Origin of the sequence: Micromonospora sp. WMMC273 (assembly GCF_027460285.1) — a bacterium.
GTDB lineage: Bacteria > Actinomycetota > Actinomycetes > Mycobacteriales > Micromonosporaceae > Micromonospora > Micromonospora aurantiaca.
Genome location: NZ_JAPZBE010000001.1, coordinates 3,377,386 through 3,404,145 on the forward strand (window position 1 = coordinate 3,377,386; position 26,760 = coordinate 3,404,145).

General features: G+C 72.8%; 28 protein-coding genes. 12 read left to right on the forward strand and 16 right to left on the reverse strand.

Going from position 1 to position 26,760, the window contains the following annotated elements:
- Nucleotides 1–121: 121 nt before the first annotated feature.
- The 4 genes from O7611_RS15865 to O7611_RS15880 form a co-directional block, all read right to left on the reverse strand.
- A complete protein-coding gene (locus O7611_RS15865) occupies nt 122–3,031 on the reverse strand; it encodes a M36 family metallopeptidase (protein WP_269697138.1) in 2,910 nt (969 codons plus the stop codon).
- Nucleotides 3,032–3,282: 251 nt separating this feature from the next.
- Nucleotides 3,283–4,536 carry a hypothetical protein gene (locus tag O7611_RS15870; protein ID WP_269697139.1) on the reverse strand — a complete coding sequence of 418 codons (1,254 nt, stop codon included), beginning with the start codon at nt 4,534–4,536 and terminating at the stop codon, nt 3,283–3,285.
- 164 nt (nt 4,537–4,700) lie between these two features.
- Entirely contained in the window at nt 4,701–5,546 is an 846-nt protein-coding gene (locus O7611_RS15875; protein ID WP_194799192.1) for an alpha/beta fold hydrolase, read from the reverse strand.
- 56 nt (nt 5,547–5,602) lie between these two features.
- Nucleotides 5,603–5,842: a winged helix-turn-helix domain-containing protein gene (locus O7611_RS15880; protein ID WP_064445718.1), complete on the reverse strand. Its 240-nt coding sequence runs from the start codon at nt 5,840–5,842 to the stop codon at nt 5,603–5,605.
- A gap of 298 nt (nt 5,843–6,140) precedes the next feature.
- On the opposite strand from O7611_RS15880, the gene O7611_RS15885 reads away from it, so the two are divergent.
- Both O7611_RS15885 and O7611_RS15890 read left to right on the forward strand, forming a co-directional pair.
- Nucleotides 6,141–6,416: a DivIVA domain-containing protein gene (locus O7611_RS15885; protein WP_194799191.1), complete on the forward strand. Its 276-nt coding sequence runs from the start codon at nt 6,141–6,143 to the stop codon at nt 6,414–6,416.
- Between the two features lie 2 nt (nt 6,417–6,418).
- Nucleotides 6,419–6,724, forward strand: coding sequence for a hypothetical protein (locus O7611_RS15890; protein ID WP_194799190.1), 306 nt, complete (start codon nt 6,419–6,421; stop codon nt 6,722–6,724).
- Here the strand turns inward: O7611_RS15890 and O7611_RS15895 are convergent.
- Nucleotides 6,652–7,197: a hypothetical protein gene (locus O7611_RS15895; RefSeq protein WP_194799189.1), complete on the reverse strand. Its 546-nt coding sequence runs from the start codon at nt 7,195–7,197 to the stop codon at nt 6,652–6,654. The genes O7611_RS15890 and O7611_RS15895 overlap by 73 nt on opposite strands.
- A gap of 342 nt (nt 7,198–7,539) precedes the next feature.
- Between O7611_RS15895 and O7611_RS15900 the strand changes: the two genes are divergently transcribed.
- The gene (locus O7611_RS15900; protein ID WP_194799188.1) at nt 7,540–8,442 is read left to right on the forward strand and encodes a hypothetical protein; all 903 of its coding nucleotides are present in this window, start codon (nt 7,540–7,542) and stop codon (nt 8,440–8,442) included.
- Between the two features lie 32 nt (nt 8,443–8,474).
- Here O7611_RS15900 and O7611_RS15905 read toward each other — a convergent pair whose 3' ends face one another.
- The 3 genes from O7611_RS15905 to O7611_RS15915 form a co-directional block, all read right to left on the reverse strand.
- Entirely contained in the window at nt 8,475–9,104 is a 630-nt protein-coding gene (locus tag O7611_RS15905; RefSeq protein WP_269697140.1) for a VOC family protein, read from the reverse strand.
- A gap of 77 nt (nt 9,105–9,181) precedes the next feature.
- On the reverse strand, nt 9,182–9,739 hold the full coding sequence (locus O7611_RS15910) for a M23 family metallopeptidase (RefSeq protein WP_269697141.1): 558 nt from the start codon (nt 9,737–9,739) through the stop codon (nt 9,182–9,184).
- Nucleotides 9,740–9,841: 102 nt separating this feature from the next.
- Nucleotides 9,842–11,632, reverse strand: a complete 1,791-nt coding sequence (locus O7611_RS15915; RefSeq protein ID WP_194799185.1) for an ABC transporter ATP-binding protein — start codon at nt 11,630–11,632, stop codon at nt 9,842–9,844.
- 80 nt (nt 11,633–11,712) lie between these two features.
- Between O7611_RS15915 and O7611_RS15920 the strand changes: the two genes are divergently transcribed.
- The 4 genes from O7611_RS15920 (at nt 11,713) to O7611_RS15935 (ending at nt 15,248) form a co-directional block, all read left to right on the forward strand.
- Nucleotides 11,713–12,129: a MarR family winged helix-turn-helix transcriptional regulator gene (locus O7611_RS15920; RefSeq protein WP_194799184.1), complete on the forward strand. Its 417-nt coding sequence runs from the start codon at nt 11,713–11,715 to the stop codon at nt 12,127–12,129.
- Between the two features lie 72 nt (nt 12,130–12,201).
- Nucleotides 12,202–12,570 carry an SCP2 sterol-binding domain-containing protein gene (locus tag O7611_RS15925; protein WP_269697142.1) on the forward strand — a complete coding sequence of 123 codons (369 nt, stop codon included), beginning with the start codon at nt 12,202–12,204 and terminating at the stop codon, nt 12,568–12,570.
- The gene (locus O7611_RS15930) at nt 12,563–14,650 is read left to right on the forward strand and encodes an amylo-alpha-1,6-glucosidase (RefSeq protein WP_269697143.1); all 2,088 of its coding nucleotides are present in this window, start codon (nt 12,563–12,565) and stop codon (nt 14,648–14,650) included. Before O7611_RS15925 ends, O7611_RS15930 begins: the two co-directional genes overlap by 8 nt.
- Before the next feature lie 10 nt (nt 14,651–14,660).
- A complete protein-coding gene (locus O7611_RS15935; RefSeq protein ID WP_194799181.1) occupies nt 14,661–15,248 on the forward strand; it encodes a cysteine hydrolase family protein in 588 nt (195 codons plus the stop codon).
- Nucleotides 15,249–15,286: 38 nt separating this feature from the next.
- Here the strand turns inward: O7611_RS15935 and O7611_RS15940 are convergent, their stop codons facing one another.
- The 8 genes from O7611_RS15940 to O7611_RS15975 form a co-directional block, all read right to left on the reverse strand.
- The gene (locus O7611_RS15940) at nt 15,287–15,913 is read right to left on the reverse strand and encodes a TetR/AcrR family transcriptional regulator (protein ID WP_194799180.1); all 627 of its coding nucleotides are present in this window, start codon (nt 15,911–15,913) and stop codon (nt 15,287–15,289) included.
- Between the two features lie 90 nt (nt 15,914–16,003).
- Nucleotides 16,004–17,275, reverse strand: a complete 1,272-nt coding sequence (locus O7611_RS15945; RefSeq protein ID WP_194799179.1) for an ABC transporter substrate-binding protein — start codon at nt 17,273–17,275, stop codon at nt 16,004–16,006.
- A 52-nt stretch (nt 17,276–17,327) separates the two neighbouring features.
- Nucleotides 17,328–18,473 carry a branched-chain amino acid ABC transporter permease gene (locus O7611_RS15950; RefSeq protein ID WP_194799178.1) on the reverse strand — a complete coding sequence of 382 codons (1,146 nt, stop codon included), beginning with the start codon at nt 18,471–18,473 and terminating at the stop codon, nt 17,328–17,330.
- Nucleotides 18,470–19,348, reverse strand: coding sequence for a branched-chain amino acid ABC transporter permease (locus O7611_RS15955; protein WP_194799177.1), 879 nt, complete (start codon nt 19,346–19,348; stop codon nt 18,470–18,472). The genes O7611_RS15950 and O7611_RS15955 overlap by 4 nt, the downstream gene beginning before the upstream one ends.
- A 13-nt stretch (nt 19,349–19,361) precedes the next feature.
- Nucleotides 19,362–20,078 (reverse strand): ABC transporter ATP-binding protein, encoded by a 717-nt coding sequence (locus O7611_RS15960; protein WP_194799176.1) that lies wholly within the window; start codon nt 20,076–20,078, stop codon nt 19,362–19,364.
- Nucleotides 20,075–20,893: an ABC transporter ATP-binding protein gene (locus tag O7611_RS15965; RefSeq protein ID WP_194799175.1), complete on the reverse strand. Its 819-nt coding sequence runs from the start codon at nt 20,891–20,893 to the stop codon at nt 20,075–20,077. Before O7611_RS15965 ends, O7611_RS15960 begins: the two co-directional genes overlap by 4 nt.
- Nucleotides 20,894–21,034: 141 nt before the next feature.
- Entirely contained in the window at nt 21,035–22,243 is a 1,209-nt protein-coding gene (locus tag O7611_RS15970) for an RNA polymerase sigma factor (protein ID WP_194799174.1), read from the reverse strand.
- Nucleotides 22,240–22,590: a YciI family protein gene (locus O7611_RS15975; RefSeq protein ID WP_064445706.1), complete on the reverse strand. Its 351-nt coding sequence runs from the start codon at nt 22,588–22,590 to the stop codon at nt 22,240–22,242. Before O7611_RS15975 ends, O7611_RS15970 begins: the two co-directional genes overlap by 4 nt.
- A 122-nt stretch (nt 22,591–22,712) precedes the next feature.
- Here O7611_RS15975 and O7611_RS15980 point away from each other — a divergent pair, with 122 nt between their 5' ends.
- The 5 genes from O7611_RS15980 (at nt 22,713) to O7611_RS16000 (ending at nt 26,754) form a co-directional block, all read left to right on the forward strand.
- Nucleotides 22,713–24,038, forward strand: coding sequence for a flavin monoamine oxidase family protein (locus tag O7611_RS15980; RefSeq protein WP_194799173.1), 1,326 nt, complete (start codon nt 22,713–22,715; stop codon nt 24,036–24,038).
- A 126-nt stretch (nt 24,039–24,164) separates the two neighbouring features.
- The gene (locus O7611_RS15985; RefSeq protein WP_194799172.1) at nt 24,165–24,911 is read left to right on the forward strand and encodes a lysozyme; all 747 of its coding nucleotides are present in this window, start codon (nt 24,165–24,167) and stop codon (nt 24,909–24,911) included.
- Nucleotides 24,912–24,983: 72 nt separating this feature from the next.
- A complete protein-coding gene (locus tag O7611_RS15990; protein ID WP_194799171.1) occupies nt 24,984–25,658 on the forward strand; it encodes a peptidoglycan recognition protein family protein in 675 nt (224 codons plus the stop codon).
- A 92-nt stretch (nt 25,659–25,750) separates the two neighbouring features.
- Nucleotides 25,751–26,116, forward strand: coding sequence for an ArsR/SmtB family transcription factor (locus O7611_RS15995; protein ID WP_194799170.1), 366 nt, complete (start codon nt 25,751–25,753; stop codon nt 26,114–26,116).
- Nucleotides 26,113–26,754 (forward strand): SRPBCC family protein, encoded by a 642-nt coding sequence (locus tag O7611_RS16000; RefSeq protein WP_194799169.1) that lies wholly within the window; start codon nt 26,113–26,115, stop codon nt 26,752–26,754. The genes O7611_RS15995 and O7611_RS16000 overlap by 4 nt, the downstream gene beginning before the upstream one ends.
- Nucleotides 26,755–26,760 lie beyond the last annotated feature (6 nt).

Consider the following 26,760-nt stretch of genomic DNA (forward strand, 5'->3'; position numbering starts at 1 on the left):
GTCCGGGATCCTGCCCGCCGTACAGTCCCGATCCGGCGACGGCGATCCGAACCGCGCGTGAACACACGGTGGCGGGTGCGGACGGACGACAACGGCCGCCCGTCCGCACCCGCCGTGTGTGTCAGCGCGTGAACGCCTGGAACTCGGCGATCCGCACGTTCTGCGCCTGCGGGCTGGCGGTGGCGCAGTCGGTCGCCGCCCGCGGGTCGTCGTCCTGCTCACCGGCGTAGTCCGGCGCGCCCGTGCACTGGTTGGTCAGCACCTCGACGCGCAGGTGCGTGGCAGTGGTGCGCGGGATGTCGAACGACCGCATGATCAGCTCCGGCGCCCGGGGACGCGGCGCGACGGCCGGGAACGCGTCCGGCCGGCTGGTGTAGACCGGCCGGAAGTCCGCCGCGTCGGCGCAGGTCACCGGCCCCGTCGCGGTGCACGCCAGGACCCGGAACTGCCGCACCGCGGAGTACCGGCTCTGGGTGCCGGCGTCGGCGTCACCGGCGACCGGCGGGCGCAGCATGGCGCTCACCTGCACCCGGCGTACCTGCTGGACGTCACCGGCCAGGTCGACTGTGACCTGCCGGCCGGCGACCGGCGCGCCGAGCGCGGCCCAGTTGGTGGCCTCGTCCTCGTCGGCGATCTGCGGCAGGTTGATCCCGTCGCCGCTGACCGCCGCGCCCGCGGTGGCCGAGGCCAGGTTGGGTCGCAACGTCACCGGCAGTGTCCGGCTCTGACCCGCCTTTACGGTCACCGGGCCGATCCGGGTGTGACCGTAGCCGGGCGCCCGTACCACGAACTCGTACGTGCCGGGCACGAGGTCGACCCGGTCGGTGAGCGGGGTGGCCGCGTCGGTGTCCGCCACCGGCACGGCCCGGGCCTGGTAGCGCCCGACGAACAGCTGCGCGCCGGCCACCGGCCCGCGCTCGCCGACCGGCAGGAACCGCAGCGCGGCCTCCCGCGCGTACGGCGAGGTGAAGCCCGGCGTGGGGTCGGCGTCGGTGTGGCCGACGCTGGCCGCCGTCTCGCCGAGACCGCGCTTGGCGAACGCGTTCCAGAGCAGGTCCTGGTTAGCCCCGCCGAAGCGGATCCGGTCGGCGGCGAGCATCGCGTCCCGGGCGTCGACCATGCTGACCTGGCTGACCGACATCAGCAGGAACGAGTCGAAGACCAGCTGGATCCAACGCCGGTTACCGGGGCAGGCGGTGACGTCGCGGGTGCCGGTGGCGCACGCCTTCTGCACGGCCGGGGTGCCGCTGCCCCAGCGGCGCATCATGCCAGCCCGGATGTCGGCGTTCGTCGCGCTCCACAACTCGCCGGAGGCGTGCACCTGGAGGCCGACGAAGTCGTAGTCGACCGAGCTGTAGTTGAGCGGGCTGTCGCTCATGTTGTAGTTGCGGATACCCGCGTTCGGGTCCCCGGTGGTGTACTCGCCGATGGTGAAACCGCGCCGGCCGGGCGCGGCGTACCCGTGCTCGAACAGGTACTCCATGGCGAGCTGGTCGGACCAGCTCTCGCTCATGCCCTGCGGCGAGCTGACCCCGGCGCTCGGGCCGGCGATCATGCGGTTGGTGACCGCGTGGCCGTACTCGTGGGCGATCACCGACATGTCGAAGTCGCCGTCGACGCACGGCGCGTAGAACGAGCCCGCCATCGGCTGCCACAGGTACATGTTGGTGGTCGGCGCGACGCCGTCCGGCGGGGTGATCTGGTTGGCGTTGTTACGCGCCGCGAACGCGGGCGGACCGCCGCTGATGCCGCCGGCCTGGGCGTTGCCCTGCTCCGGGTCGTTACCGAGACCACCACGGCCGAGGTTGTCCTGCTGCATGTTCCAGGTCTCCTCGGTGAACCCGAGGTGATAGGTCCAGTCGTGCATCCGGTTGTGCATGGCGAACAGGTTCGCCCGCGCCGCGTCGATGTCGTTCGCCTGCGGCGACGTGAACACCTCCGGGTTGCAGCGCTGCTCCTGCCACTGGTTCGTCCACGGGTAGTCGTACCGGCGGTCCGGGCGGGGCGTCGCGGTCTCGGTGCCGACGCTGAACGGGTCGTTGCTGTTCCAGTTCTGCACCGCGATCGCGTTGTTGCCCTTGGTCGTGGTGGTGGACTGGCCGGTGGCCGGGTCCACGTCCCACGCCGGGTGCCCGGGCACGCCCACCACCTCGGCGCAGCCGCGCGCCGGCACGGCGCACCACCGCTTGCGGGTGTCGGCCGACGACTTGTCGACACGCGGCGAGTTCGGGAAGACCTCCCACGAGGGGTGGTCGGCGTCGTGGTCGATCAGGTCCTCGCGGACCAGCACCGCGCCGTCGCGGGCGTCCACGTAGGTGGAGTAGGCAGCCGGGTCCGCGCCGGTGGTGTCCGCGCCGAGGACCACCTCCCACGCCGCGCGCGGCCCACGGTCCGCGGTGGGCACCGCGACCAATGAGGTACGCACGACCTGCGCGTCGGCACGGCCGGCGTCGGCGATCGCGGCCTGGCGGGCCTGCTCGGCGCTGATCGTGGCGGGGGCCGGTGTACCGGCGTCACGGGCGAGCGAGGAGCTGACGTGCCACACCGCTCCGTCGCGTACGCCGATCGACAGCATGCCGTCGACGGCGGCCGGCAGATCGCCGAAGCGCTGCCGGAACAGTACGGTGGCGCCCTGCCCCATCGGCGCCACCGTCAGCAGCTCCAGCGCGGCGGCACCCTCGGCGGTCAGGCCCAGCACGTCCCGGTTGGCTGCGACGTACGCGCGCGCGGCGGCGGCCGGGTCGGCGGGCAGCCCGGTGGCCAGGGGCTTGCCGGTGGAGGTGAGCGTGGCGGGCGTGCCGAAGTCGGTCCAGCGCACGCGGGCGCCGAGCGCGGCGGCGCGGTCGCGCTGCCGGTCGCTGGCGAGAACGCGGCCCTTGCGGTTGTCAGTGGCCTTGGTGTCGTGCCGGTCGCCCGGCAGGTGGTCGGGTGGCGCCTGGGTACGGGTCTGTTCCCGGGGTGCCGCCTGGCCGCCGCCAGCGGCGGTCAGGACCAGACCGGCTGCCATCAGCAGCGCGGTGGCCCCCGTCAACGCACGGGATGGTGTGCGCACGGTCCCTCCTGTCATCGTCGAACGGCGATGTCCGTTCCGCCATCCGACCAGGACGATCAACCGTCCGACACCAGCCGAACATCCATAAATGTTGCTGCGTCGATTTCTCTGCGGCGCTGTCTCACCAGACGAGACACGAATAGATCTTGGTACGAGACGGCCCCCATGAGGGCCCTTTCGTACCAAGATCTCCACAGCGTCAGCAGCTATCAGGTCACGTTCTCTCCTGATCAAGCGTCGCCACTCTTCTCCTTGAGTTCGTCGTCCTCCCCGCGCCGACGCAGTGCCCACCCGCCGACCCGCCCGGAGAGCTTGCCGGTCGCCCATTTCGCCCGGTCGAAGGTGTCGTTGCCGAGGCGCCGAGCGGCGTCCACGCCGTCTGCTCCGGTCTCGAGAGCCTTGTCTCTCGCCTCCTTGGCCGCGTCCGTCCATCGTCTCGCCTCCGACGACTGCCGATCACCCTCGATCCCGAGCCGCCCGTGGAAGGTGACGATGGCGGCGGAGACGTGGTTGCTCGACTTCACCACCGCCGGTGAGTCCATCGGGTTCAGCAGCACCTTGGCGTTCGCCCTGCCCGCGGCCGCTTCCATGCGAGCCAGCAGACGCTCGGTGCACCGGGAGATGAGTTCGAGCCGGTTCTGCCGGGCGTTCCTCAGCCCGACGCGATGCCCGTCCAACTCGTCCGGCGACGCATCCAGCACCCGGTCGAGTTCGAGCACGGCGATCGCGTCCTGCAGCTGGAAGCAGCGGGCCAGGACGACGAGCCACTCCTGCGCCTTGGACTCCGCTTCCCTGGCCGCCTTGGCGAGATCACCGATAGCGGCTTTACGCTCCAACTTCTCCGCGAGCGCGTCGAGCTGACGCAACGCGTACGCCTGGGTTTCTGCGATCGTCGCCGGCGCGCCCTGCACCTTCGACCACGTGACCTCGTCGACCCGACCCCGCTGCTCGCGAATGGTCATGGACTCCTCGATGACGAAGCCCACGCCGATCATTCGGGCCAGCACCGCGTCCTTCTGGGCGCGGAGCACATCGTCGACCTTCTCGTCGATTGTGGCGAGATAGTCGGTGATCTCCTTCATGCTCTGCTGCATCGCGAGCTGCGCCATGAGTCCGGCGGCGCCGGCCAGCAGCGCCGGATTGCCGACCATCGACGCCTTGTCGATTTGGAGCCATTTGTGGATCGAGCCCGGATCGCCGACCATCGCGTGGCTGACACCTGGAGTCTTGGTCGGCATCAGCCCGTGCTTGTGCACGAGTTGGGCCGATTCCTTTGTCAGCTGCACCCAGCGGCCCGAGTTGGCGGCGATCTCGGAACCGGCCTGAGCCGCTGCCGTCCCCACCGTGAGCACAGACCCGAGCCGAGGCAGCCCGAGGTCCTTCGACGGCAGGCCCTCGGAGACGAGGAAACGTTCGACAGCCCTCGGATCTCCGATGACCGCCAGTCCGTCGCCGTCGCTGATCAGCTGAATCTCGTTACCCATTGCCGGCTCCTGACAGCTGGGAGGGGAGAGCGACCCTGTCCGCTCTGTTCGCTGTGGCCTTGGGACTCTAGCCGTCCCGCCGACGGGACGGGTGTACCCGTACGTATCGATCTCCGCGACACGCCGCTACCGATGGCTCCCGCTTTCAGGTTCCGGACGTCGGCTCACACCGTCGCATCGAGGAAGGTGGCCACGACCCGACGGAAGCCGTGTGGATTCTCGACCCACGGCAGGTGACCGGACCCGGGGAGGCTGACCCGCTCGCAGTTCGGCAGCGCCTGCTCCAGCGAGTCGACGCCCCAGCGGGGACGGATGTCCTCGGGTCCGTCGATGATCAGCACGGGCAGGTCGAGTGTCCGGCACCGCGCCGCGATGTCGCAGGTGCGGAGTTCCTGCTTGACCTCGGCGTTGATGGCCCGGTTGCAGTCGTGGTTGATGCCCAGCCACGGCGTGGCCATGCCCTCGGCGTGCGTCATGGAGGCGTCAGGGTCGGCGAAGTCGGCCGACCATTGCAGGACCGCCCGTTCGCGTTCCTCCGCAGGAGTGAGGGTGCGCGCACCCAGCGCCTCCCACCGGTTCAGATGGGGCCCGAGCCGCCGCCGGAGATTCCGCTCGTAGTGCGGGTGCCAGCCGCGATCGGGGTCGATGCCGGTGCCGGACACGTAGATCAGGTGACTGACCCGTTCCGGGTGCTCGATCGCGTACCGCAGCGCCAGGTGCGCGCCCCACGAGTGGCCCAGCACCGCCGTTCGCGGTCCGGCCAGGTGTTCGCGTACCACGTCGAGGTCGGCGACGAAGCGGTCGATCGTGTACGGACCGCGCCGCTCGGAGCGCCCGCAACCACGCTGGTCCCACCGGATGACGCGGGCGCGATCGTCGAGCAGCCGGGCGACCGGGCCGAGGTAGTCCCACATGCCTGGGCCGCCGTGACAGAGCACCAGCGGCGCGCCGGCGCCGACCCGGTCGGCCCACAGGCGACAACCGTCTTCGGTACGCACGTCCGCAGTCATCGCCGACAGTATGGCGAGTCGCGCGCCCGCCGGTGGACCTGCCGGGCTGACGCCGGTTACGGCTCTCTCATCCAGGTCTTCGGGTCGGTCACGAAGACGCCCTTGCCCTGCTGCCGCCGGATCACCCGCAACGCTTCGAGACGCGCATACGCCATCTGCACGGTCCCATGACTGACGTCGTAGCGATCGCGCAGTTCAGCGATCGAGGGCAGCTTGTCCCCCGGCTTCAGCTTCTTTCCCCTGACGTCGGCGATCACATCGTCGGCGATGCGCCAGTAATCCGGCACTTCTCGCATGGCACTCCTCGCGTGGCGATCCGATTCGATCACACCGCGACTCGCCTAACAAGCAGCGTTGACTCATCTGACATGTCTAGTTAAGTTGCTTCCGGGCCGTTCCTCGCGTGGCAACGAGTTCGGCTCATCCCCCGGTCGGGGCGGGTGTGCGTACCCGTCCCGACCCTCCGGACAGCTCCGCCTCCGTACCGCCGATCCGGGCTGCGGGGGCGGAGCGGGCGGGCCGCCCGCGGCCGGCGTGCGGACGGCCCGCCGTTCCAGACCCACCGCGTCTCCGCCTGCCCTGGAAAGGACCGAAGTGACGCAGTATCGATCCGGCCGGATCTACTTGACCGGCCTACCGGCCCGGATGACCCCGCACGAGGTGCGCACCCACGTCTTCGACGCCCGCAGGCGCGGCGTCGACCCCGATCAGGTACGCGAGTTCCAGGCCCGGGTCGCCGACGAGCTGACCGAGCTGAACCGGCAGGTACGCCTGCTCGCGCAGGAGAACGAAAGGCTGAAGCGCGCCCTGCGGGACTGGCAGACCATGCACGCCCGGGAGTGCCGCCCGCCGAACGACGGCCACTGGTAGCGGTGCGCCCACAGCCCGGCGACCTGCTGCGCGTCGACGGCCGCGCGTCGGTGCAGTTCGGCGGCGACCGGGAGCTCACGTTCCGGGTCGTGTCGGTCGGCGCCGAGATGACGCACATGGGCTGGATCTGGCTGACCGGCTACGTGCTCAACCGCCGGGGCACCGCGACCGCGAAGCGGGACATCTTCGTGCAGCTCGCAGGGCTGCGCCGGGCCGGCGAGCCGATGCCGCACTGTCAGTCCTGGGTGCCGGCGAACAGCATCCAGGCGTCGATCTCGGTCGGTGCCAGCGGCCGCGCCGGCAGATAGGACGCCAGATCACGGAAGTCCGCCACGGCGTTGTGCACGCACACCGCGAGCGAGAAGTGCAGCAGTTCCCGCGCCACCTGCGCGTCGGGCGCCGTGACGTCGCCGAGCAGCGGGCTGCGCACGTCGAGCGCGAACACCACGTGACAGGCGCTCTGGTCGGCCTTCACGACGCAGTAGTAGCGCCCCGCCTCCGCCAGCCGGTTACGGATGTTCGCCCAGGCCATCGCCCCGGAGATGTCCGGCACGTCGGCGCCGGCCACGCAGGCCATCCGGAACACCCAGCGGGCCGGGTCATCCGGCGAGACCGCGCCGTAGACCAGCACCAGGCCGCCGCGGTGGAACACGGCGAAGCCCTGCACGTCGGGGGTGAGGTGCAGGAAGTCCGGGATCCAGACCCGGTCGTACTGCCGCTCGGCCAGGGACCGTAGGTATGTCACGGCCTGGCCGGCGGCCTGACGAGCGTCTACGCCCATGCGTTCTGGTCCTCCCCGAAGGATCGCGGAGCCTCACGCTACGAAGCGCTTCGATCACGGATCAAGGTGCGCCGATCGACTCTGGATGGTCGGTCCCGTGAACGGGACCGAAACCGCCCCGAGTCCCACGGATAGGACTACGGGACGGCTCGTCCGATCGGTCAGCGCCCGCCCCTGAGCCGGGCGGAAGCGCCGTGCGCGCGGCTGCGCGCGTACACCGGTCGGGGTTGTTAGCGTGGATCGCGGACCGCCACGGCGGTCCGGCCACCCCTCGCCCGACGGCCCGCGCGTCCCGGTGACGCCGCGGGACGCGGTGCTGCGATCCGGCATGGAGGGGGTGCGATGACCGCGGTGCCGGAGGGGCCCGAGCCGGGCGGCGGCCGGCCGAAGCCCGGCGCGCCGGTGGACAGCCGGCGGCGGCGGTGGGCCGGACGGGCGCGGGCGCTGGGCGAAGCGGCGCGCGTGCGGACCCGGCGTTTCTGGGACGGCGCGCAGCCGACGCTGCGGCAGCTCTGGTGGACCGAGGAGCCGGTGACGGCGGTGACCACAGTCGACCGGCGCGTCCCGGAGCCGCTCGCGGTGCCGGCGCAGGGCCAGGTGTACGTGTTCCTGGTGCGCGCCACCTACACCTGGTCGTCGGAGACGGCCCGGCCGGAGTTGTTCGGCTGGTACGTGGACTACTTCCAGCAGCAGGCCACGCAACGCCTGCACCGGCTGGCCGTGCGGTGCGCGGCGGAGGTGCCGCCGCACCGCCCGCGCGACCTGCACGCCGCGTTGACCGCCGCGCTCGCCGACGAGGATCCGCCGCCCTGGACGTACGCGCGCGGCGAGGTGACGTTCGCCTGCGAGCCGGACGTCACCGTCCACCTGGACGAGCGGGTGCGCAAGCTGCTCCAGCCGTACTGGGAGCAGCGCATCGCGCTGGAGTGCGAGCGTGACCTGGCCCGGCGTCGCGCCGAGTACGCCGAGGAACGCGACCGGCGTGAACGACCGACGACGGCGCGGGCCGGGAAAGACGGCGAGCCGGCCGCCACGGCACCGCCTGCCGACGGGAGCGGACCGGCGGGAGCGGTACGGGACGCGCGAGGGAGGCCCGGCGAGGCGGGGCGGGCGCGGCGTGGAGCGCGGCCGGACGGACCGGTGGAGTCGTTCACCCCGCTGGAACCGCTGCTCCCCCCGCCCGTGCCGCGCACCGCTCCGGGACAGCGGCCCCGCCCGGGCGAGCCGGAGCCGCCCCAGGGCTGAGCCGGGACTGGCCCAGGTCCGAGCCGCGACGGTCAGCCCGGAACGGCGGCCGCCTCGGGGCGGGCCTGCCGGGCGGCCAGGTACGCGGCGAGCCCGGTGGCGTCCTCGGTGGCCAGGAACGCGCCGCGCGCGTTGACCAGCGTCTCGTCGGCGTGGGTGAGGCAGCCCCAGACCGTGTCGCCCCACGAGTCGGCGAGCTTGACCTCGGCCGGCTCGGTGCAGGGCTCGCCGCGCGGACCGCCGATCTGGCAGTGCGCGGGCGCGCCGTCGCGCCGGGCGGCGACCTGAGCGGCCCGGCGGACCGGCGCGGGCCGCCCGTCCGGTTCGGCCTGGGGTGCGGGCACTTCGAGCGCGCGGGTGAACAGGATCGTGTTGCCGGCGGGGTCGACTGTGCGGCACTCGCCGCCGGGAGCGGTCTCGACCCGGTGACCCGCCGCGACGAGGCGTTCGGTGGTCGCGGCGACGTCGTCGACGTGGAGGTACAGCGTGGCCGGGGCCGGGGCGCCCTCGACGATCAGCAGGTTCAGGTCGCCGCAGCGCAGGCGCGACCGGCCGTCCTCGCCGGGCTGCCCGGTGTAGCCGAACAGCGCGTAGAACCGGCCGGCCGCGTCGGCGTCACCGACGTTCAGCACCGGGACCTGACCCTGAACTCCGCTGCGCACCGCGCCACTCTACCCATTGGTGCTCTGTAAATCACGTCTTGCAGATCGGGTTTCTGCCCCGGCGGCCCGACCCCGGATCAGCAGCCGTTGGTGCTGGTCTGGTTGCGCTTCAGCCCGTCGGACCAGGTGACGCCCTGGACGACGGCCACCACCACGCTGCCGTCGTGGATCTGCTCGTAGTGCAGGTGCGGGCTGAGGTCGTACTTCGCCGACGTCGCGCCGACCCGGCCGATGACGTCTCCGCGCTTCACGGTGTCGCCAGTGGCCACGGCGCGCGAGTCGAGGTGGGCATATCGGGTGCGCCAGCCGTCGCCGTGTCCGATGACGATGGTGTTGCCGTAGCCGGAGGTGGTGGAGTAGTACGACTCCAGCACGGTGCCGGCGGCGCTGGCGACGGTACGGCGACCGAGATCGTCGGGGCTGCCGTTGGCGTCGTAGTGGTTCCAGTCGATGGCGTGGGCGGGGCTGTGCCCGTTCCAGTTGTTGCCCTGCCAGGTCTGGCCGCACAGGAACGGCATCCGGAAGCCCGGCCGGGCGGCCTGCGCGGGCTGCACACCGAGCATCGCACCGGCGACGACGGCGGTCGTGAGCAGCGCCGGCACGCGCCGCCGGGCGGCGGTGGTCATCAGCGACATCGTTCCCCTCCTCGCATCGAGTGACACGGATCGATGCTAGGGGTGGCGCAGGGTCAGGTAAATACCTACAGCAATGAACGCCCGATCAAAACTTTCCTACGTTCAACCGACCAGGGCGGCGTAGCGGCCGCGACGGTCCAGCAGCGCGTCGTGGGTGCCTGATTCGACGATCCGGCCGTGGTCGAGCACCGCGATGCGGTCGGCGCCGCGGACGGTGGAGAGCCGGTGCGCGATGGTCACCACCGTGCGGCCCCGGGCCAGCTCGTCCAGCGCCCGCTGGACCGCGCGTTCGGTCTCGGTGTCCAGCGCGCTCGTCGCCTCGTCCAGCACCAGGATCCGCGGGTCGCGCAGCAGCGTGCGGGCGATCGCCAGGCGCTGCTGCTCGCCGCCGGAGAACCGGTGGCCGCGCGAGCCGACCAGGGTGTCGTACCCGTCGGGCAGCGCGGCGACGAGGTCGTGGATGCGGGCGGCGCGGGCGGCGGCCTCGATGTCGGCGTCGGTGGCGTCCGGGCGGGCGTACCGGAGGTTGTCCCGCACGGTGCCGTGCAGCAGGTACGTCTCCTGGCTGACCACGCCCACGACGGCGGCCAGGTCGGCCGGGCGCAGGTCGCGCAGGTCGATCCCGTCGATGGTGATGCGGCCGGCGTCCGGATCGTGCAGCCGGCTGATCAGCGCGGCGAGTGTGCTCTTGCCGGAGCCGGTCTCCCCCACCAGGGCGAGGCTGGTGCCGGCCGGGACGTCCAGGCTGACGCCCGCGAGGGCGGCGGTGTCGCTGCCCGGGTAGCTGAAGGTGACGTCCTCGATCCGCAGGTGGCCGCGGGCGGTGGCCGGGTCCAGCGGGACCGGGCGGGCCGGCTCGGCGACCTCGACGGGCAGGTCGAGGTATTCGAAGATGCGGGCGAACAGGGCGAGCGACGCGGTGAGCGTGACGCCGACGTTGAGCAGGCCCATCAGCGGCCGGAACAGGTTGCCCTGGAGCGCGGTGAACGCGACGAGCGTGCCGATGGTGAGCGTGCCTGCGGTGCCGGGCAGGCCGGCGCTCAGGTAGATCACCGCGGGGATGGCGGCGAAGACGATGCTCATGGCGGCCATCCGCCAGCGCCCGGCCAGCTCCGAGCGCAGTTCCAGGTCGACCAGGCGGGCCGAGGAGGCGGTGAACCGGTCGACCAGGGCCGGGCCGGTGCCGAGCGTCTTGGCCAGCCGTACGCCGCTCACCGACAGCCCTTCCTCGATGGTCACGGTGAGGTCGGCCAGTTCACGCTGGCGCTGGGCGGTGATCTCCCGGCGCAGCCGGGCGACCCGACGGGTGAGCCAGAGCGCGGGCGGCAGCACGACCGCCGAGACGAGGGTGAGGCGCCAGCTCAGCGCCAGCATGGCGATGGTGGTGGCGACCACTGTGGTGAGGTTGGCGGCGATCGAGGTGGCGGTGGAGGTGACGACCGACTGCATGCCGCCGATGTCGTTGGTGATGCGGGACTGGACCTCGCCGGTGCGGGTGCGGACGAAGAAGCCGATCGACTGGCGCTGGAGGTGGGCGAAGACGTCGGTGCGCAGCCGGTGCATGACCTGCTGGCCGACGCGGGTGGAGATCAACGTCTGGGCGACGCCGAGTACGGCGGTGACGGCGGCGACCGCGACCATGCCCGCGACCAGCCAGGCCAGCAGCGTCAGGTCACGCTCGGGCAGGGCCCTGTCGATCACGGTACGCAGCAGGAACGGCGTGGCCATCGCGATGATCGAGGACGCCACGATGATCGCCACCACGGTGGCGAGCGGGCCGCGGTGGGCGGTGAACAGGCCGCCGATGCGGCGCAGGGACACGTCGCGGGCCTGGGCCTTCTCGGCGGGGGAAACGGTGCGGCCGTCACGGCGGCCGTCGGGGATGCGATCCAACTGTGCTCCTCGTGTGGGGGACGATGCTGAGGTTACCTCAACATGAGGGAACAACACGAAAGCCTGTTACCGTATTCCCCGTGGACGGCAGCGACGAGAGCCTGGCCGAGACGTTCTGGGCGGTGACCCGGCGGCTGCGGCACCAGACCAAGCGCGCGCTGGAGCCGTGGGAGATCAGCCCCGGGCACGCGCGGGCGCTCGGTGTGCTGATGCGTCACGGCGCGCTGCGGCCCGGCGCGCTCGCCGAGCACCTGCGCATCGCCCCGCGCTCGGCAACCGAGGTGGTCGACGGGTTGCAGGAGCGTGGCCTGGTCGAGCGCCGGCCCGACCCGGCCGACCGGCGGGCCACGCTGGTCGCCCCGACCGCCGAGGGCGAGCGGGTGGGCACGGCGATCCGGCAGGCCCGGGCCACCGAGGCGGAACGGTTCTTCGGCGCACTTTCGCCGGAGGACCGCGGCGAACTGACCCGCATCCTGCGCCGCCTGCGCGAGGACTAGCCCCGATTTCACCCGTTCCGGGTGAGGCGACGGGCCCCCTGGCGGGGAATAGCGCCATCGGGAGGAGGGCCGATGGCCGACGCCACCGAAGAGTTCTTCCGGGGCCTGGGGCAGCGCAGGCAGCGTGGGCTGACAGCGCTCCACGAGGGCACCGTCCGGTTCGACATCGCCGGTGACGGGTCGGTCGACCACTGGCTGGTCTCCATCGCCCGGGGCGAGGTCACCGCGGCACGGCAGGCCACCGGCGGGGACGCGGTCGTCCGGGCGGACCGGGCCGTCTTCGACCGGATCGCCCGGGGCGAGGCGTACTTCCTGACCACCGTCCTGCGCGGCGAGGCCGAGGTGGAGGGCAGCCCCCGGCTGTTCGCGACCGTACGCCGGCTGTTCCCCTCCCCGCCCGGCTCGCGCCCGGAAGGACACCGGGGAGACGAGCATGGGTGACGACCACGTCGGCATCTTCGACGGGACGATCTTCCTGGTCTGCGACCGGGCCGGCGACATCGTCCCGGCGGCCGACGGCACCCACGGCCTGTTCGCCCACGACACCCGCCTGCTGTCCCGGTGGCAGCTCACCATCGACGGCGAGCGGCTCAGCACGCTGTCCATCGACGACATCCAGTACTTCGAGAACCGGTTCTACCTGGTCCCGGGCGCGCAGGACGTCTACGTCAACAGCACGCTCGAGGTGCGCCGCACCCACAGGCTGAACAGCGGACTCCACGAGGAACTGGTCCTGGTCAACAACGACCGGCGAGCCGTCGACCTGACCGTACGGATCGAGGTGGACGCGGACTTCGCGGACCTCTTCGCGGTCAAGGAGGGCACGACGAACCGGGAGGGGCGGCACTACCGGCGGGTCGACGGCCCGCGACTCGTCCTGGGTTACCAGCGCGAACGCTACCGCCGCGAGACGATCGTGTCGGCGACGGCTCCGGCGGAGGTGGACGAGAACGGCCTGACGCTGCGCGTGCACATCGAACCGCACGGCCGGTGGCAGACCCGGCTGACCGCCGAGCCGGACCTCCCCCTGCCCCGCGGGCTGGAACGGCTCAGCCTGCCCGGACGGGTCGAGGGCAACGCCCGGGACAAGCCCGCCGAGCTACGGGAGTGGCTGGACCGGGCGCCGCGACTGGAGACCAGCTGGGGGCCGTTGCAGAACACCTACCGGCAGAGCCTCATCGACCTGGCCGCGCTGCGGTTCAGCCCGTTCCTCGCCGGGACCGGGTGCGTGCTGGCCGCCGGGCTGCCCTGGTTCATGAGCCTGTTCGGCCGCGACAGCATCCTCACCAGCCTCCAGGCGCTGCCGTTCGCACCCGAGCTCGCCGCCACCACGCTGACAGTGCTCGCCTTCCGCCAGGGCAGCCGGATCGACGACTTCCGGGAGGAGGAGCCGGGCCGGATCCTGCACGAGATGCGCTACGGCGAGCTGACCGTCTTCGACGAGACGCCGCACAGCCCCTACTTCGGCAGCGCGGACGCCACTCCCCTGTTCCTCGTGCTGCTCGACGAGTACGAGCGGTGGACCGGCGACGCCGCCCTCGTGCGCGCGGTGGAGCAGGAGGCGCGGGCGGCCGTCGACTGGATCGACCACTACGCCGACCGGGCCGGCAACGGCTACGTCTCCTACGAGCGGCGCAACCCGGTGAACGGCCTGGAGAACCAGTGCTGGAAGGACTCCTGGGACAGCATCTCCTACCGCGACGGCCGGCTGCCGGGCTTCCCGCGCGCCACCTGCGAACTCCAGGGGTACGCGTACGACGCGAAGGTGCGCACCGCCCGGCTGGCCCGCGAGATCTGGCACGACGCGGCGTACGCGGACCGGCTGGAGCGGGACGCCGCCGACCTCAAGCGCCGCTTCAACCACGACTTCTGGATCGACGACGGCGAGTACATGGCGCTGGCGCTGGACGGCGACGGCAGCAAGGTGGACGCCCTGTCGTCGAACATCGGCCACCTGCTGTGGAGCGGCATCGTCGAGGAGCCGAAGGCCGAGGCCCTGGTGCGGCACCTGATGTCACCGGCGATGTTCAGCGGCTGGGGTGTCCGCACGCTGGCCGAGGGCGAGGCGCGCTACAACCCGGTGGGCTACCACGTCGGGACCATCTGGCCGTTCGACAACTCGTTCATCGCCTGGGGACTGCGGCGCTACGGGTACGCCGAGGAGGCGGCCCGCGTCGCGGCCGGCATCCTGGACGCGGCGGCCTTCTACGACGGCCGGCTGCCGGAGGCTTTCGCCGGGCACGCCCGGTCCGAGACCCGCTACCCGATCCGGTATCCGACCGCGTGCAGCCCGCAGGCCTGGTCGGCCGGGGCTCCACTGCTGCTCCTGCGGACGATGCTCGGCCTGCGGCCGGTCGGCGACGATCTCGTGGCCCGGCCCGCCCTGCCTGCTAGCCTCGACTACGTGGCATTGCTCGACGTCCCCGGCCGCTGGGGGCGCCGGGACGCCTTCGGCAGGAGCACCGCCGCCGGCGGCCTGAGCCGCTACGAGCTGGCGCCGCAGCAGCTCTCCGCACCCTGACGGGACCGACATGCAGCGCATCGACTGGGCATACACCGCAGTCGTGGGCGTCCACTGGCAACCCGAGGTGGTCAGCCCCGACGGCGTCTTCGGCGCGTACTTCGCCGACCAGGTGGCCCGGCACGGCGTGGCGGCGAACGCGGCGCGGGTCGCCGCAGCCGCTCGGGCCGCGGGCGGTCTCGTGGTCTTCACCCGGGTCGCCTACCGGCCCGGCTATCCGGACCTGATCGCCAACACCCCGAGCTTCGCGATGATCGCCGAACGCGGGGCGTTCCTGGAGGGCGACCCGAAGACCCGGATCGTCGACGAGGTCGCGCGGCAGCCCGGCGACGTGGTCGTCACCTCCACCCGGCTCGGCGGGTTCACCGGCACCGACCTGGACCTGATCCTGCGCGGCCGGGGCGTGCGGACCGTGGTGCTCACCGGCGTCGCGACGAACCTGGCCGTCGCCTCCACCGCCTACCAGGCGGTCGACAACGGATATCGCATCGTCACCGTCGCCGACGCGTGCACGGCGGCCACCGACGAGCTGCACGACGCCTACCTGAGCACGCTGGGCCAGCTGGGCGAGGTGGCCACCACCGGCGAGGTCGCCTGACCGGCCGCCGGAACGCTCAGCGCGGGCCGGCGGGGCGCTCAGCGCAGGCCGGCGGCGATCGCGTCGACCAGCAGCGCGCCCAGCATGCGCGCCATCACGGCGCGGGCGGTCTCCACGTCGAGCCCCATCGAGTCGCGCATCATCGACCACGAAGACCAGGTGCCGGCCACCGTCAGCGCGTCCAGCAACTGCGCCCGCCCCGGCCCGGCCTGCGCCAGCTCCGGGGCGAACACCGCCTCGATCTCCTGCCGGACCCGGGTGACCGCCGCCTCCCGGTTGCGCCGCAACTGCGGGGAGAACGGCTCCCGCAGCGCCGACGCGCGGGCCGAGGGCGCCAGCACCTCCAGCAGCCGGGCGCGCTGGTCGCAGAACGCGGCGATCCGGGCGGTCAGCGGCAGCTCCGGCGGCACCGGCTGCCAGAGCGCGGCCTGCCGTTCGCCGACCCGCCGCCCGGTCGCGGCGAACAGCGTCTCCATGTCCTTGAAGTTGGTCCAGAGCGTACGCAGCGACACCCCGGCCCGCTCGGCGATCCGTTCCCCGGTGGGCCGCAGGTCACCGGAGTCGATCAGGGCCAGGTGCGCCTCCACGATCGCGGCCCGGGTCCGCTCGGCCCGCGCCGCCCGGCCGTCCACCCGCTCCGGCGGGTCGGCCTCCACCTCGATCATGGGTACGGAATCTCCTGTTGCTCGGGTACCGGCGGCCACTCTACGTGCGTGCCACCGGGCGACCGGCACCCGGCCGCCCGGCGGGACGCCTCAGGCGGTCGGCACCGCGTCGGCGGGCGGGTTCGTCGGCGGCTCGGTGAACTCGGTGACCGCGCCGTCGCCGTCGTCCGTGGTGTACGCAGGGCCGAAGTACTCCTGCACGCCGTTGCTCACCTTGGTGAGCCGCACACCGCCGTAGCCGGCGTGCACGCCGTCGGCGTACCGGAAGGGGACCAGGCCGGGCCCGCGGAAGCCGCCCTTGCGCACGGCCTCGACCAGCTTCTCCCGGGTGGGGTCGGGCCCGGCGGCGAGCATCGACTGCACGAACGTGTACGCCATCGAGTAGCCGTAGATCGCGTTGCCGTCGACCGGGTTGCCCGCGTTGTACTTCTGGTGGATCTTGGTGAACTCCCGGATCCACGGGTTCGCGGTGTCGGCCACGTTCGGCAGGTAGTTGTCGGCCACCATGCCCTCGAGGATCACCTTCTTGTCGCCGAGCTGGGCGGCCAGCGTGGTGTAGTCGGCGCCCACGTTGGAGACCACCCACTGCGCCTTGAAGCCCTGTCCGGCGGCCTGGCCCATGGCGAGCGCGGTGAAGCCGGGGATGGTCGCCGAGATGACCACCTGGCAGCCGGCCGCGCGCAGCGCCCCGATGGCCGGGCCGACCTGCTGATTGGTGGTGGTGTACGTCTGCTTCGCCGCGACCGGGCCGAGGATCTGCTCGACGCCGGCCAGGGAGTCCCTCCCGAAGTCGTCGTTCTGCCCGAAGTGGCAGACCTTCGCGCCGGGGAACTCCTTCTTGACGTAGGTGGCCAGGATCTTGCCCTCGACCGTGTAGTCGGGCTGCCAGCCGAACGTGGTCGGGTACTTGTCCGGCTGGTTCCAGTTGCGGCTGCCGGAGGCGACGAACAGGTCCGGCACCTTCTGCGTCTTGACGAACTCCAGCACGTTCGTGTGCGTCGGCGTGCCGAGGCCGCCGAGCAGCGCGAAGACCTTGTCGTCGAGCACCAGCTTGCGAACCACGTTCTCGGTGTTGGCGGGGTTGTAGCCGTCGTCCATGACCTTGTAGACGATCTTCCGGCCGTGCACACCGCCCTTGCTGTTGACGTGCTCGAAGTACGCCTTGGTGGCGGCGGAGATCTTCGAGTAGCCGGGGGCGGCCGGTCCGGTGAGCGGTTGGTGGGTGCCGATGACGACCTCGGAGTCGCTGACGCCGGGGACGTTCTCGGCGGCCTGCTTCTCGTCGTCGGCGCAGGCAGGCAGCGCGGCCAGCAGGGCCAGGCCGGCGGCGGCCGCGAGAACGCGGCGGGTGGTGGGGCGCATGGTTCTCCAATCCGGTGCGACGGTGCGAACGGTGTGGGTGGAACCGGTGAGGTCAGCGGTCCGGCGACCGGCGGGTGGCGGGACGACGGCGGACGGCCCTGCGCAGGCGGGTGGAGAGGGCACGCACCCCGCCCTGGAGGCCGCCCGGGGCGGCGAGCATGACGACGATGAGGATCAGACCGAACACGGCGAGCGCGAGGTTGCCCTCGAGCCGCTGGGTCAGCCCGGCGGAGAGGCTGAGGTGTTCGGTGAGCAGGCCGGGCAGGTCCTGGAGCGCGACCAGCAGCACCGCTCCCCAGACCGCACCGGCCAGGCTGCCCAGCCCGCCGATCACGATCGCCATGAGCAGGAAAAGCGACAGGTCCAGCGGGAACTTGCCGGGCGCGACGGTGGCGGTGAGCATCGCGTACACGCCGCCGCCGAGGCCCGCGCAGGCGGCGCTGACCACGAACGCGAGCACCTGCGTGCGGGCCACCGGGATGCCGGCGAGCCGGGCCGCGACCTCGTCGTCGCGGACCGCCCGCAGGGACCGGCCGAAGCGGCTGCGCACCAGGTTGGCCAGCAGCAGCATGGTGAGCAGCGCGGCGGCCAGCGCGATCCAGGCCAGCCAGCGTTCCGGCTGGAAGTAGGCGCCGAGCGCCGCCGGTGGCGTCGGCGCCGGGAACCGCAGCCCCTGCTCGCCGTTGAACACGCCGGTGAAGATCGTGGTGACCGCCGGGACGAGCGTCGCCACCGCCAGGGTCACGCCGGCCAGGTAGGGGCCGCGCAGCCGGGCCGCGGCCAGCCCGACGACCAGCCCGCCGAGCGCTGTCACCGCGACGGCGACGAGCAGCGACGCCGGCAGCGTCCACCAGCCGCGTACCGCTCGCTCGTCGAGGGCCTGCTGGGTCAGCGCCACGGTGTACGCGCCGGTGGCCATCAACGCGCCGTGCCCGAGCGAGAGCTGGCCGTTGAGTCCGACCAGGACGGTGTGCCCGGCGGTGACGCAGAGGAACGCGCAGACGCGCGCCACCTGGAGGTTCTGGTACGGCGCGAGCTGGTTGGTCACCAGCACCACGAGCGTGCCGGCGAACACCGCGAGCGCCAGGTGGCGCAGCAGCGTGGAGCCGCGCGCCTCGCGTCCGGCGGGGGCGCCGGGGAGCAGCCGCCGCAGCGGGGACGGCGCGGCGGGCGCGATCTCGGTGGGGGTGCTCGTCACACGTGCCTCGCTCTCGCCGCGGAGAAGAGCCCGCCGGGGCGGACCAGCAGGACGGACAGCAGCAACACCAGGACGGCCAGCGGGGTGGTGTCCGGTCCCAGGTAGCCGGTGACGTAGGACAGGATCAGCCCGACCAGCAGGCCGCCGACCACCGCGCCCACCGGGCTGTCCAGGCCGCCGACCACGGCGGCGGTGAACGCGACCACGAAGACCAGGTCCATGGCGTGCGAGTGCAGGCCGAGTCCGGTGGGGACGACGAGCATGCCGGCGAGTGCGCCGACCCCGGCGGCGAGCGCCCAGCCCAGCGTGAGCATCCGGCCGACGCTGACGCCGAGCAGCCGGGACACCTCGGGCGCGAACGCGGCGGCCCGCATCCGCAACCCCACCGGGGTACGGGTGAACAACAGCGCGAGCAGCGCCACCACTGTGAGCGCCGCGCCGAGCACCCACAGGTCGTACGGGGACAGCGCGGCCACCCCGCCGATGGTGAGCGCGTCGGTGTCGAACGGCGCAGGCGCGGGCCGGTAGTCGTTGCCGAAGACCATGCCGAGCACCGCCTGGATGACGAGCACCAGGCCGAGCGCGACGATCACCTGGTTGAGCGGGCCGCCGGGGCCGGCGAACCGCATCAGCACCCGCTCCACGAGCGCGCCCAGGGCCAGTCCGGACAGGATCGCGGCGGCCAGGCCCAGCCAGTACGAGCCGGTGGCGGACACGACCGCGTACCCGACGTAGGCGGTGGCCACGGCCATCGCGCCCTGGGCGAAGTTGACCACCCGGGCGGCCCGCCAGATGAGCACCAGCGCGAGCGCGAACGCCGCGTAGACCGCCCCGGAGGCGAGCCCGTCGAAGGTGAGGAACCAGAACCGCTCCATCCGCGACCCCTTCCTAGAATCCGAGGTACGCGTGCCGGAGCTGGTCGTCGTCGCGCAGCCGGGCGGCCGGCGCGGCCGTCACCACCCGCCCGAGCGACATGACGATGCCCTGGTCGGCGACGGACAGCGCGGAGCGCACGTTCTGCTCGACGAGCAGCACGGTGAGCCCCCGCTCGTCGCGCAGCCGCCGCAGCAGCGCCATGATCTGCGCGGCCACCTTGGGCGCCAGGCCCAGCGACGGCTCGTCGAGCAGCAGCAGGCGGGGCCGGGCGATCAGCGCGCGGCCGATCGCGAGCATCTGCCGTTCCCCACCGGAGAGCTGGTGCCCGGCGTGGTCGCGGCGGCGGGCCAGCGCGGGGAACAGCTCGTACACCTCGTCCTGCGCGCGCCGGGCGTCGGCCCGGTCGCGCCGCCACAGCCCGCCCAGGCGCAGGTTCTCCGCCACTGTCAGCTCGGTCACCACGCCGCGGCCCTCGGGCACGTGTGCCAGGCCGCGCCGGACCAGGTGTTCCACCCGGACGCCGCGCAGGTCCTCGCCCGCGTACCGGACCCGGCCGGCGGTGGGCCGCAGCAGACCCGAGAGGGTCCGCAGCAGCGTGGTCTTCCCCGCGCCGTTGGCGCCGAGCACGGCGGTGACGGTGCCGGCCGGGACGGTGAAAGCGACGTCGCGCAGCACCGGCACGGGCCCGTAGCCGCAACTGAGCGCCTCCACCTCCAGCACGGCGGTCACGACGCGCTCCCGGTCGGCTCGGCCGGCACGTCGGCACCCAGGTACGCCTCGGTGACCCGGGGGTCGTCGCGGATGCGCTCCGGCGGCCCGGCCGCGATCACCTTGCCGAAGTCGAGCACCACCAGCTCGTGGCAGACCGACATGACCAGGTCCATGTGGTGCTCGACGAGCAGCACGGCGCAGCCGTCGTCGCGTCCGGGCAGCGCGCGGACCAGGTCGGCCAGTTCGGCCACGTCGTCGGCGCCGAGACCGCCGGCCGGTTCGTCGAGCAGCAGCAGCCGGGGCCGGGCGATCAGCGCGCGGGCCAGCGCGACTCGCTTGCGCACCGGGTACGGCAGGGTCGCGGGCGCCGCGTCGGCGTACTTCTCGATGCCCAGCTCGGTGAGCAGGTCCAGCGCCCGGGCGCGCAGCCGCCGTTCGTCGTTGTCGCTGCGGGGCAGGCCGAACAGGGCGGCGGTGAAGCCTGCGCGGGCGGTGTGGCTGGCACCGGCGACCACGTTCTCCAGCACGCTCAGCCCGGCGAACAGGCCGACGCCCTGGAGGGTGCGGGCGATGCCGAGGCGGGTGAGGGCGTGCGGGCGGGGCCGGAACGGCCGCCCGTCGAGGGTGAGCGAGCCCTCGGTCGGCCGGACGAAGCCGCAGACCACGTTGAACAGCGTGGTCTTGCCGGCGCCGTTGGGGCCGATCACGCCGACGATCCGGCCGGGCGGCACCCGCAGCGAGACGTCGTCGAGGGCGACCAGGCCGCCGAAGCGTACGCCGACGTGGTGCAGCGCCAGGCCCGGTTCGTCGGTGGCTGTGGCCGGTGGGCTCATCGTCACCTCGTGCCGGTCGACGGAGCGCGGAAAAACTAATTACATCGGGAGTGTACTTTTCTCTGCCGCCGCGTCAATGCCCAGGCAATCGCCGCTCGCTTCTGGGGCGTTGCCGGCCTCCTACGTGCACTGTCGGTGTGATCATCCCGGCATGCGGTCGCGGGCGCGGCGCAGGAACGTCTGCTCCGCCGCGTTGCCGGTGCCGGCGATCGCCGCGTCGTACGCCGTCCGCGCCTGCGCCGGGCGGTTCAGCCGGCGCAGCAGGTCGGCCCGGATCGCGTGCCACACGTGGTAGCCGGCCAGGTCCAGACGCTCCACCTCGGCCAGTCCCGCCGCCGGTCCGCGTACCTCGGCCAGGGCGACCGCCCGGTTCAGCGCGACCACCGGCCCGGGCGCGACGGCGGCGAGCTGGTCGTAGAGCGCGAGGATCTGTCCCCAGTCGGTGGCGGCGGCGGTGGGCGCGTCCGCGTGCACCGCGCCGATCGCGGCCTGGATCTGATACGGGCCGGGCCGGCCCCGCCGCAGGCACCGGCGGACCAGGTCCTGCCCCTCGGCGATCAGCTCCCGGTCCCACCGGCCACGGTCCTGCTCGGACAGCGACACCGGCACGCCGTCCGGGCCGGTACGGGCAGCGCGGCGCGCCTCGGTGAGCAGCATCAGCGCGAGCAGGCCGAGCGCCTCCGGCTCGTCCGGCATCAACGTCACCAGCAGCCGGCCCAGCCGGATCGCCTCGGCGCCCAGCTCGGCGCGGCCCAGCCGCTCCCCCGCGCTCGCCGTGTGCCCCTCGTTGAAGATCAGGTACACCACGGCGAGGACCCCGCGCAGCCGGTCCGGCAGGTCGGCGTCGCGCGGCACCCGGTACGGGATACCGGCGTCGCGGATCTTCGCCTTGGCCCGGACCAGGCGCTGCGACATGGTGGGCTCCGGCACCAGGAAGGCGCGCGCGATCTCGGCGGTGCTCAGGCCGCCGAGCAGGCGCAGCGTCAGCGCCACCCGGGCGGGAGCGGCGAGCGCCGGGTGGCAGCAGGTGAAGATCAGGCGCAGGCGGTCGTCGGGCACGGGCCCCTCCTCGGCGGGCGGGTCGTCGTCGGCGTGCAGCAGGGCGGCCTCGGCGTGCCGGGCGGCCCGGGTGGCCTCGCGCCGCAGCCTGTCGATCGCGCGGTTGCGGGCGGTGGTGATGATCCAGCCGGCCGGGCTGGCCGGTGGCCCGTCGGCGGCCCACCGCGACACGGCGACGGTGAACGCCTCCTGGACCGCCTCCTCGGCGAGGTCGATGTCGCCGAGGAGACGGACCAGGACGGCTACCGCGCGGCCGTACTCGGCCCGGAAGACCCGTTCGACGTCGGTCATCCCTCGCCCTGGAACGGGCGGACCTCGATCGGCAGCGTGGTCGCGAGGGCGTAGCGGCGGCCCCAGTCCAGCGCGGCGTCCAGGTCGGGCGCCCGGATGATGGTGACGCCGCCCAGGTACTCCTTGCCCTCGGCGAACGGCCCGTCGGTGACCAGTACCTCGTCACCGGCCGGGCGCAGCACGGTGGCGGTCTGCGGGTCGTGCAGGCCGTTGCCGAACACCCAGCACCCCGCCTCCCGCAGGTCCCGGCCGATGGCCTCGACCTCGCGCATCACCCCGGCCAGGAACTCCGGGTCGGGACGGCCCTGACCGGCCGGCTGGTACATGCTGATCAGGTACTGCTTCATCGGTGTCTCCTCACCGCCGGGGACGGCCCCGCGCCGCCCTCTCACCCTCCACACGAACGACTGATGCCGGTTTCGACACGCCGGGCCGGGTGAATCCGGCCGGGAGCGGGGTACGCCGTTGCGTGCGCCGTCACCGGGTCGTCGTCGTGGGCGCCGGGTTCTCCGGTCTGGCCTGCGCGCTCGCACTGGACGCGGCGGGCGCCGAGGTACGGGTGCTGGAGGCGCGGGACCGGGTGGGCGGCCGGACGCGCAGCCGCCCGCTACCAGACGGCGGCTGGCTGGATCTCGGCGCGCAGTGGATCGGCCCGACCCAGGACCGGATGTACGCGCTCGTCGCCGCGTACGGCCTGACCACCTTCCCCTCCCCCGCGCAGGGTGCGGCGGCGCTGCTGCTCGGCGGACGTCCGGCCACCGGCGAGCCGCCGGGGCTGTCCGCGCTGCTGGGCACGCTCGACGAGATGGCGGGCACGCTCGACCCGGCCGCGCCGTGGCGGGCCGCCGAGGCGGCACTGTGGGACCGGATCACGTTCGGCGGCTGGCTCGACGCGAGCGCGGCCGGCCCGGTCACCGCCGGATACGCGGGCCGGATGCTCGCCGGTGGCCTGCTGGCCGCCTCGGCGGACGAGGTCTCGCTGCTGCACATGCTGTTCTACCTGCGCAGCGGCGGCGGCACCCGGTCGCTGCTGCGCATGGCCGGTGGCGCCCAGCAGGACCGGATCGCCGGTGGTCCGGCCGCGCTGGCCGAGCGGATGGCCGCCGCGCTGCCGCCGGGGAGCCTGTGCCTGCACGCCCCGGTGGACGGCGTCGCGCAGGACGGCGACGGCGTGCGGGTGCGCGCCGGCGGCGAGACCTACCGCGGCGACGCGGTGGTGGTCGCGCTGGCACCGACGCTGGCCGGGCGCATCCGGTACGACCCGCCGCTGCCCCCGCTGCGCGACGGGCTGACCCAGCGGATGCCGATGGGTGTGGCGCTCAAGGTGCACGCGCTCTACCCGGAGCCGTTCTGGCGCGCCGACGGCCGCTCCGGCGTGTCCAGCACCGACACCGGGCCGCTCACCGAGACGGTGGACAACTCGCTGCCGGACGCGCCGGGCGGGGTGCTCACCGCGTTCAGCTACGGCGCGCAGGCCCGGGCGCTGCGCCGGCTTCCGCCAGACGCCCGCCGGGACGCGCTGTGCGAGGCGCTCGCCGCGATCTTCGGCCCGGCCGCCGCGCACCCCGACGACCTCGTCGAGTACGACTGGTCGGCGGACGAGTGGACGCGCGGCTGCTTCTGCGGTGTCCTGCCACCCGGCGCGTGGTGCGCGTACGGCCCGGAACTGCGGACGCCGGTGGGCCGGGTGCACTGGGCCGGCACCGAGACCGCGACCCGGTGGAGCGGCTATCTGGAGGGCGCGGTGACCGCCGGCGAGCGCGCCGCCGCCGAGGTGCTCGCCCAGCTCGGCTGAGCACCCGATTCAATGAGATTCTTCGATGCAGTCTATTGAAAAGTTTCTCCGCCCTGTGCCCTAATGACGACAGTTCCTTTCGTCATACTCCCGCCGCCGGAGCGCGGCAACCCCCAGGGAGGACAGATGCACAGTTCGATCCGATCGGCGCTGCGCGCGGCCGGAGCAGCACTGCTCGCCACAGTCACCGTCGCCGCCGCGGCCCTGACCGGGGCGGCCCCCGCCGGCGCCGCCCCGGCCGGGCTACCCGGCATGGACGTCTCCAGCTACCAGGGCAACGTGAACTGGTCCGGAGCGTGGGCCAACGGCGCCCGGTTCGCCTACGTCAAGGCGACCGAGGGCACCTACTACACCAACCCGTACTTCGCCCAGCAGTACAACGGCTCGTACAACGTCGGGATGATCCGCGGCTCGTACCACTTCGCCCGCCCCGACACCACCAGCGGCGCCACCCAGGCCAACTACTTCGTCGACCACGGCGGCGGCTGGTCGAAGGACGGGCGGACGCTGCCCGGCGCGCTGGACATCGAGTACAACCCGTACGGCGCGACCTGCTACGGCCTGAGCCAGGCGTCGATGCGCAGCTGGATCGCCTCGTTCGTCAACCAGTACCACGCCCGCACCGGCCGGTGGGCCACCATCTACACCACCACCGACTGGTGGAGCACCTGCACCGGTAACACCTCGCAGTTCGCCGCAAACAACCCACTGTGGATCGCCCGCTACTCCAGCAGCGTCGGCACGCTGCCGGCGGGCTGGGGCACGTACTCGTTCTGGCAGTGGTCCTCCTCCGGGGTCTTCCCCGGTGACCAGAACGTGTGGAACGGCTCGCTCGACCGGCTGCGCGTCCTGGCCTGCAACGGACCCTGCTGAGACCGGCCCGGGCGTGGCGGGCGGTGCCGGTCCCGCCACGCCCGGCCGCCCCTCTCTCCCGAGGAGGTTGCGATGTCCCTTCCCGTACCCCGGCGGACCGTGCTGCGCGGCGCGGTCCTGCTCGGCGCCGCCGCCGGCGTCGGCGCGCTGACCCAGATCGGCTCCGGCCCCGGCGCGCGGGCCGCCGCCACCCGGGTCGACCAGCCGACCATCGCCAACTGCGCGACCTGGGGCGCCCGCCCGCCCTCGTCGCCGGTGAGCGTGGTGACCAGCCGGCCCAACAAGATCATCGTCCACCACACGGCGTTCCCGAACACCACCGACTACAGCCTCGCCCAGGCGTACCGCAACTCCCGCGACATCCAGGACCTGCACATGGACGGCAACGGCTGGCTCGACTCCGGGCAGCACTTCACCAACAGCCGGGGCGGCTACCTGACCGAGGGCCGGCACGGCAGCCTCTACGCGCTGCTGCACGGTCAGACGATGGTGCAGGGCGCGCACTGCGTCGGGCAGAACAGCCAGGCCATCGGCATCGAGAACGACGGCATCTACCTGGACGTGCAGCCGCCGCAGGCGCTCTGGAACAGCCTCGTCACGTTCTGCGCGTTCACCTGCCAGCAGTACGGCATCGCGCCCACCGAGATCTACGGGCACAAGGACTTCAACGACACGCAGTGCCCGGGCCTGCTGCACGACCGCCTGCCGGAGCTGCGCCGTACCGTCGCCGCCCGTCTGGGCGGCTGACCCACGGGGGTACGCGGGGCGCCCGGGTGCGACGGGCGCCCCGCGACGCGTCAGTCCTCGCTTATATAAGCTACCCGTGATACAAAGGGGTCGTGCACGCCTTCGACGTTCTCGGCGACCCGGTCCGCCGCCGGATCCTGGAGCTGCTCGCCGACGGCGAGCAGCCCGCCGGCGCGCTCGGCGAGACCGTGCGGCGCGAGTTCGGCATCAGCCAGCCCGCCGTCTCCCAGCACCTCAAGGTGCTGCGCGACCACGGCTTCACCACGGTACGCGCCCAGGGCACCCGCCGCCTCTACGCCGTGGATCCCGGCCCGCTGCGCGAGATCGACGCGTGGCTGGACGGGTTCCGCCGCTTCTGGACGCCACCACTGGCGGCGCTCGCCACCGAGCTGGCCCGGGGCCGCCGCGAACGACGGCTGCGCGAGGACACCACAGACGACGAGAGGACCGAACCATGATCGACGTGACCGGACAGATCAGCGCCGTCGAGCGCCGCATCGGCGACCGCACGCTCCCCGCCGGGCAGGCGCGGGTGCTCACCATCGCCCAGACGTACGACGCACCCGTCGCCGACGTCTTCGACGCCTGCACCAACCCGGAACGGATACCCCGCTGGTTCCTGCCGGTCTCCGGTGACCTGAGCCTCGGCGGCCGGTACCAGCTGGAGGGCAACGCCGGCGGCACCGTCGAACGCTGCGATCCGCCGCACGGCTTCGCCGCCACCTGGGAGTTCGGCGGCGAGGTGAGCTGGATCGAGGTGCGGCTGCGCGAGGCCGGTCCGGGGCGTACCCGCTTGGAGCTGGAACACGTCGCGCACGTCGACGACCAGCGGTGGGCCGAGTACGGTCCGGGCGCGGTCGGCATCGGCTGGGACCTGGCACTGGTCGGCCTGGCCTCCCACTTCGCCGCCGACGGCACGGGCGTCGATCCGGCCACCGCAGCCGACTGGATGGCCTCGGAGGAGGGCCGCAGTTTCGTCACCGAGTCGAGCAACAGCTGGACAAGGGCAAGCATCGAGTCCGGCACCCCCACCGAGCAGGCACAAACCGCAGGCACCCGAGTAACCGCGTTCTACACAGGCGCCCCCACTCCCTAACCCTCC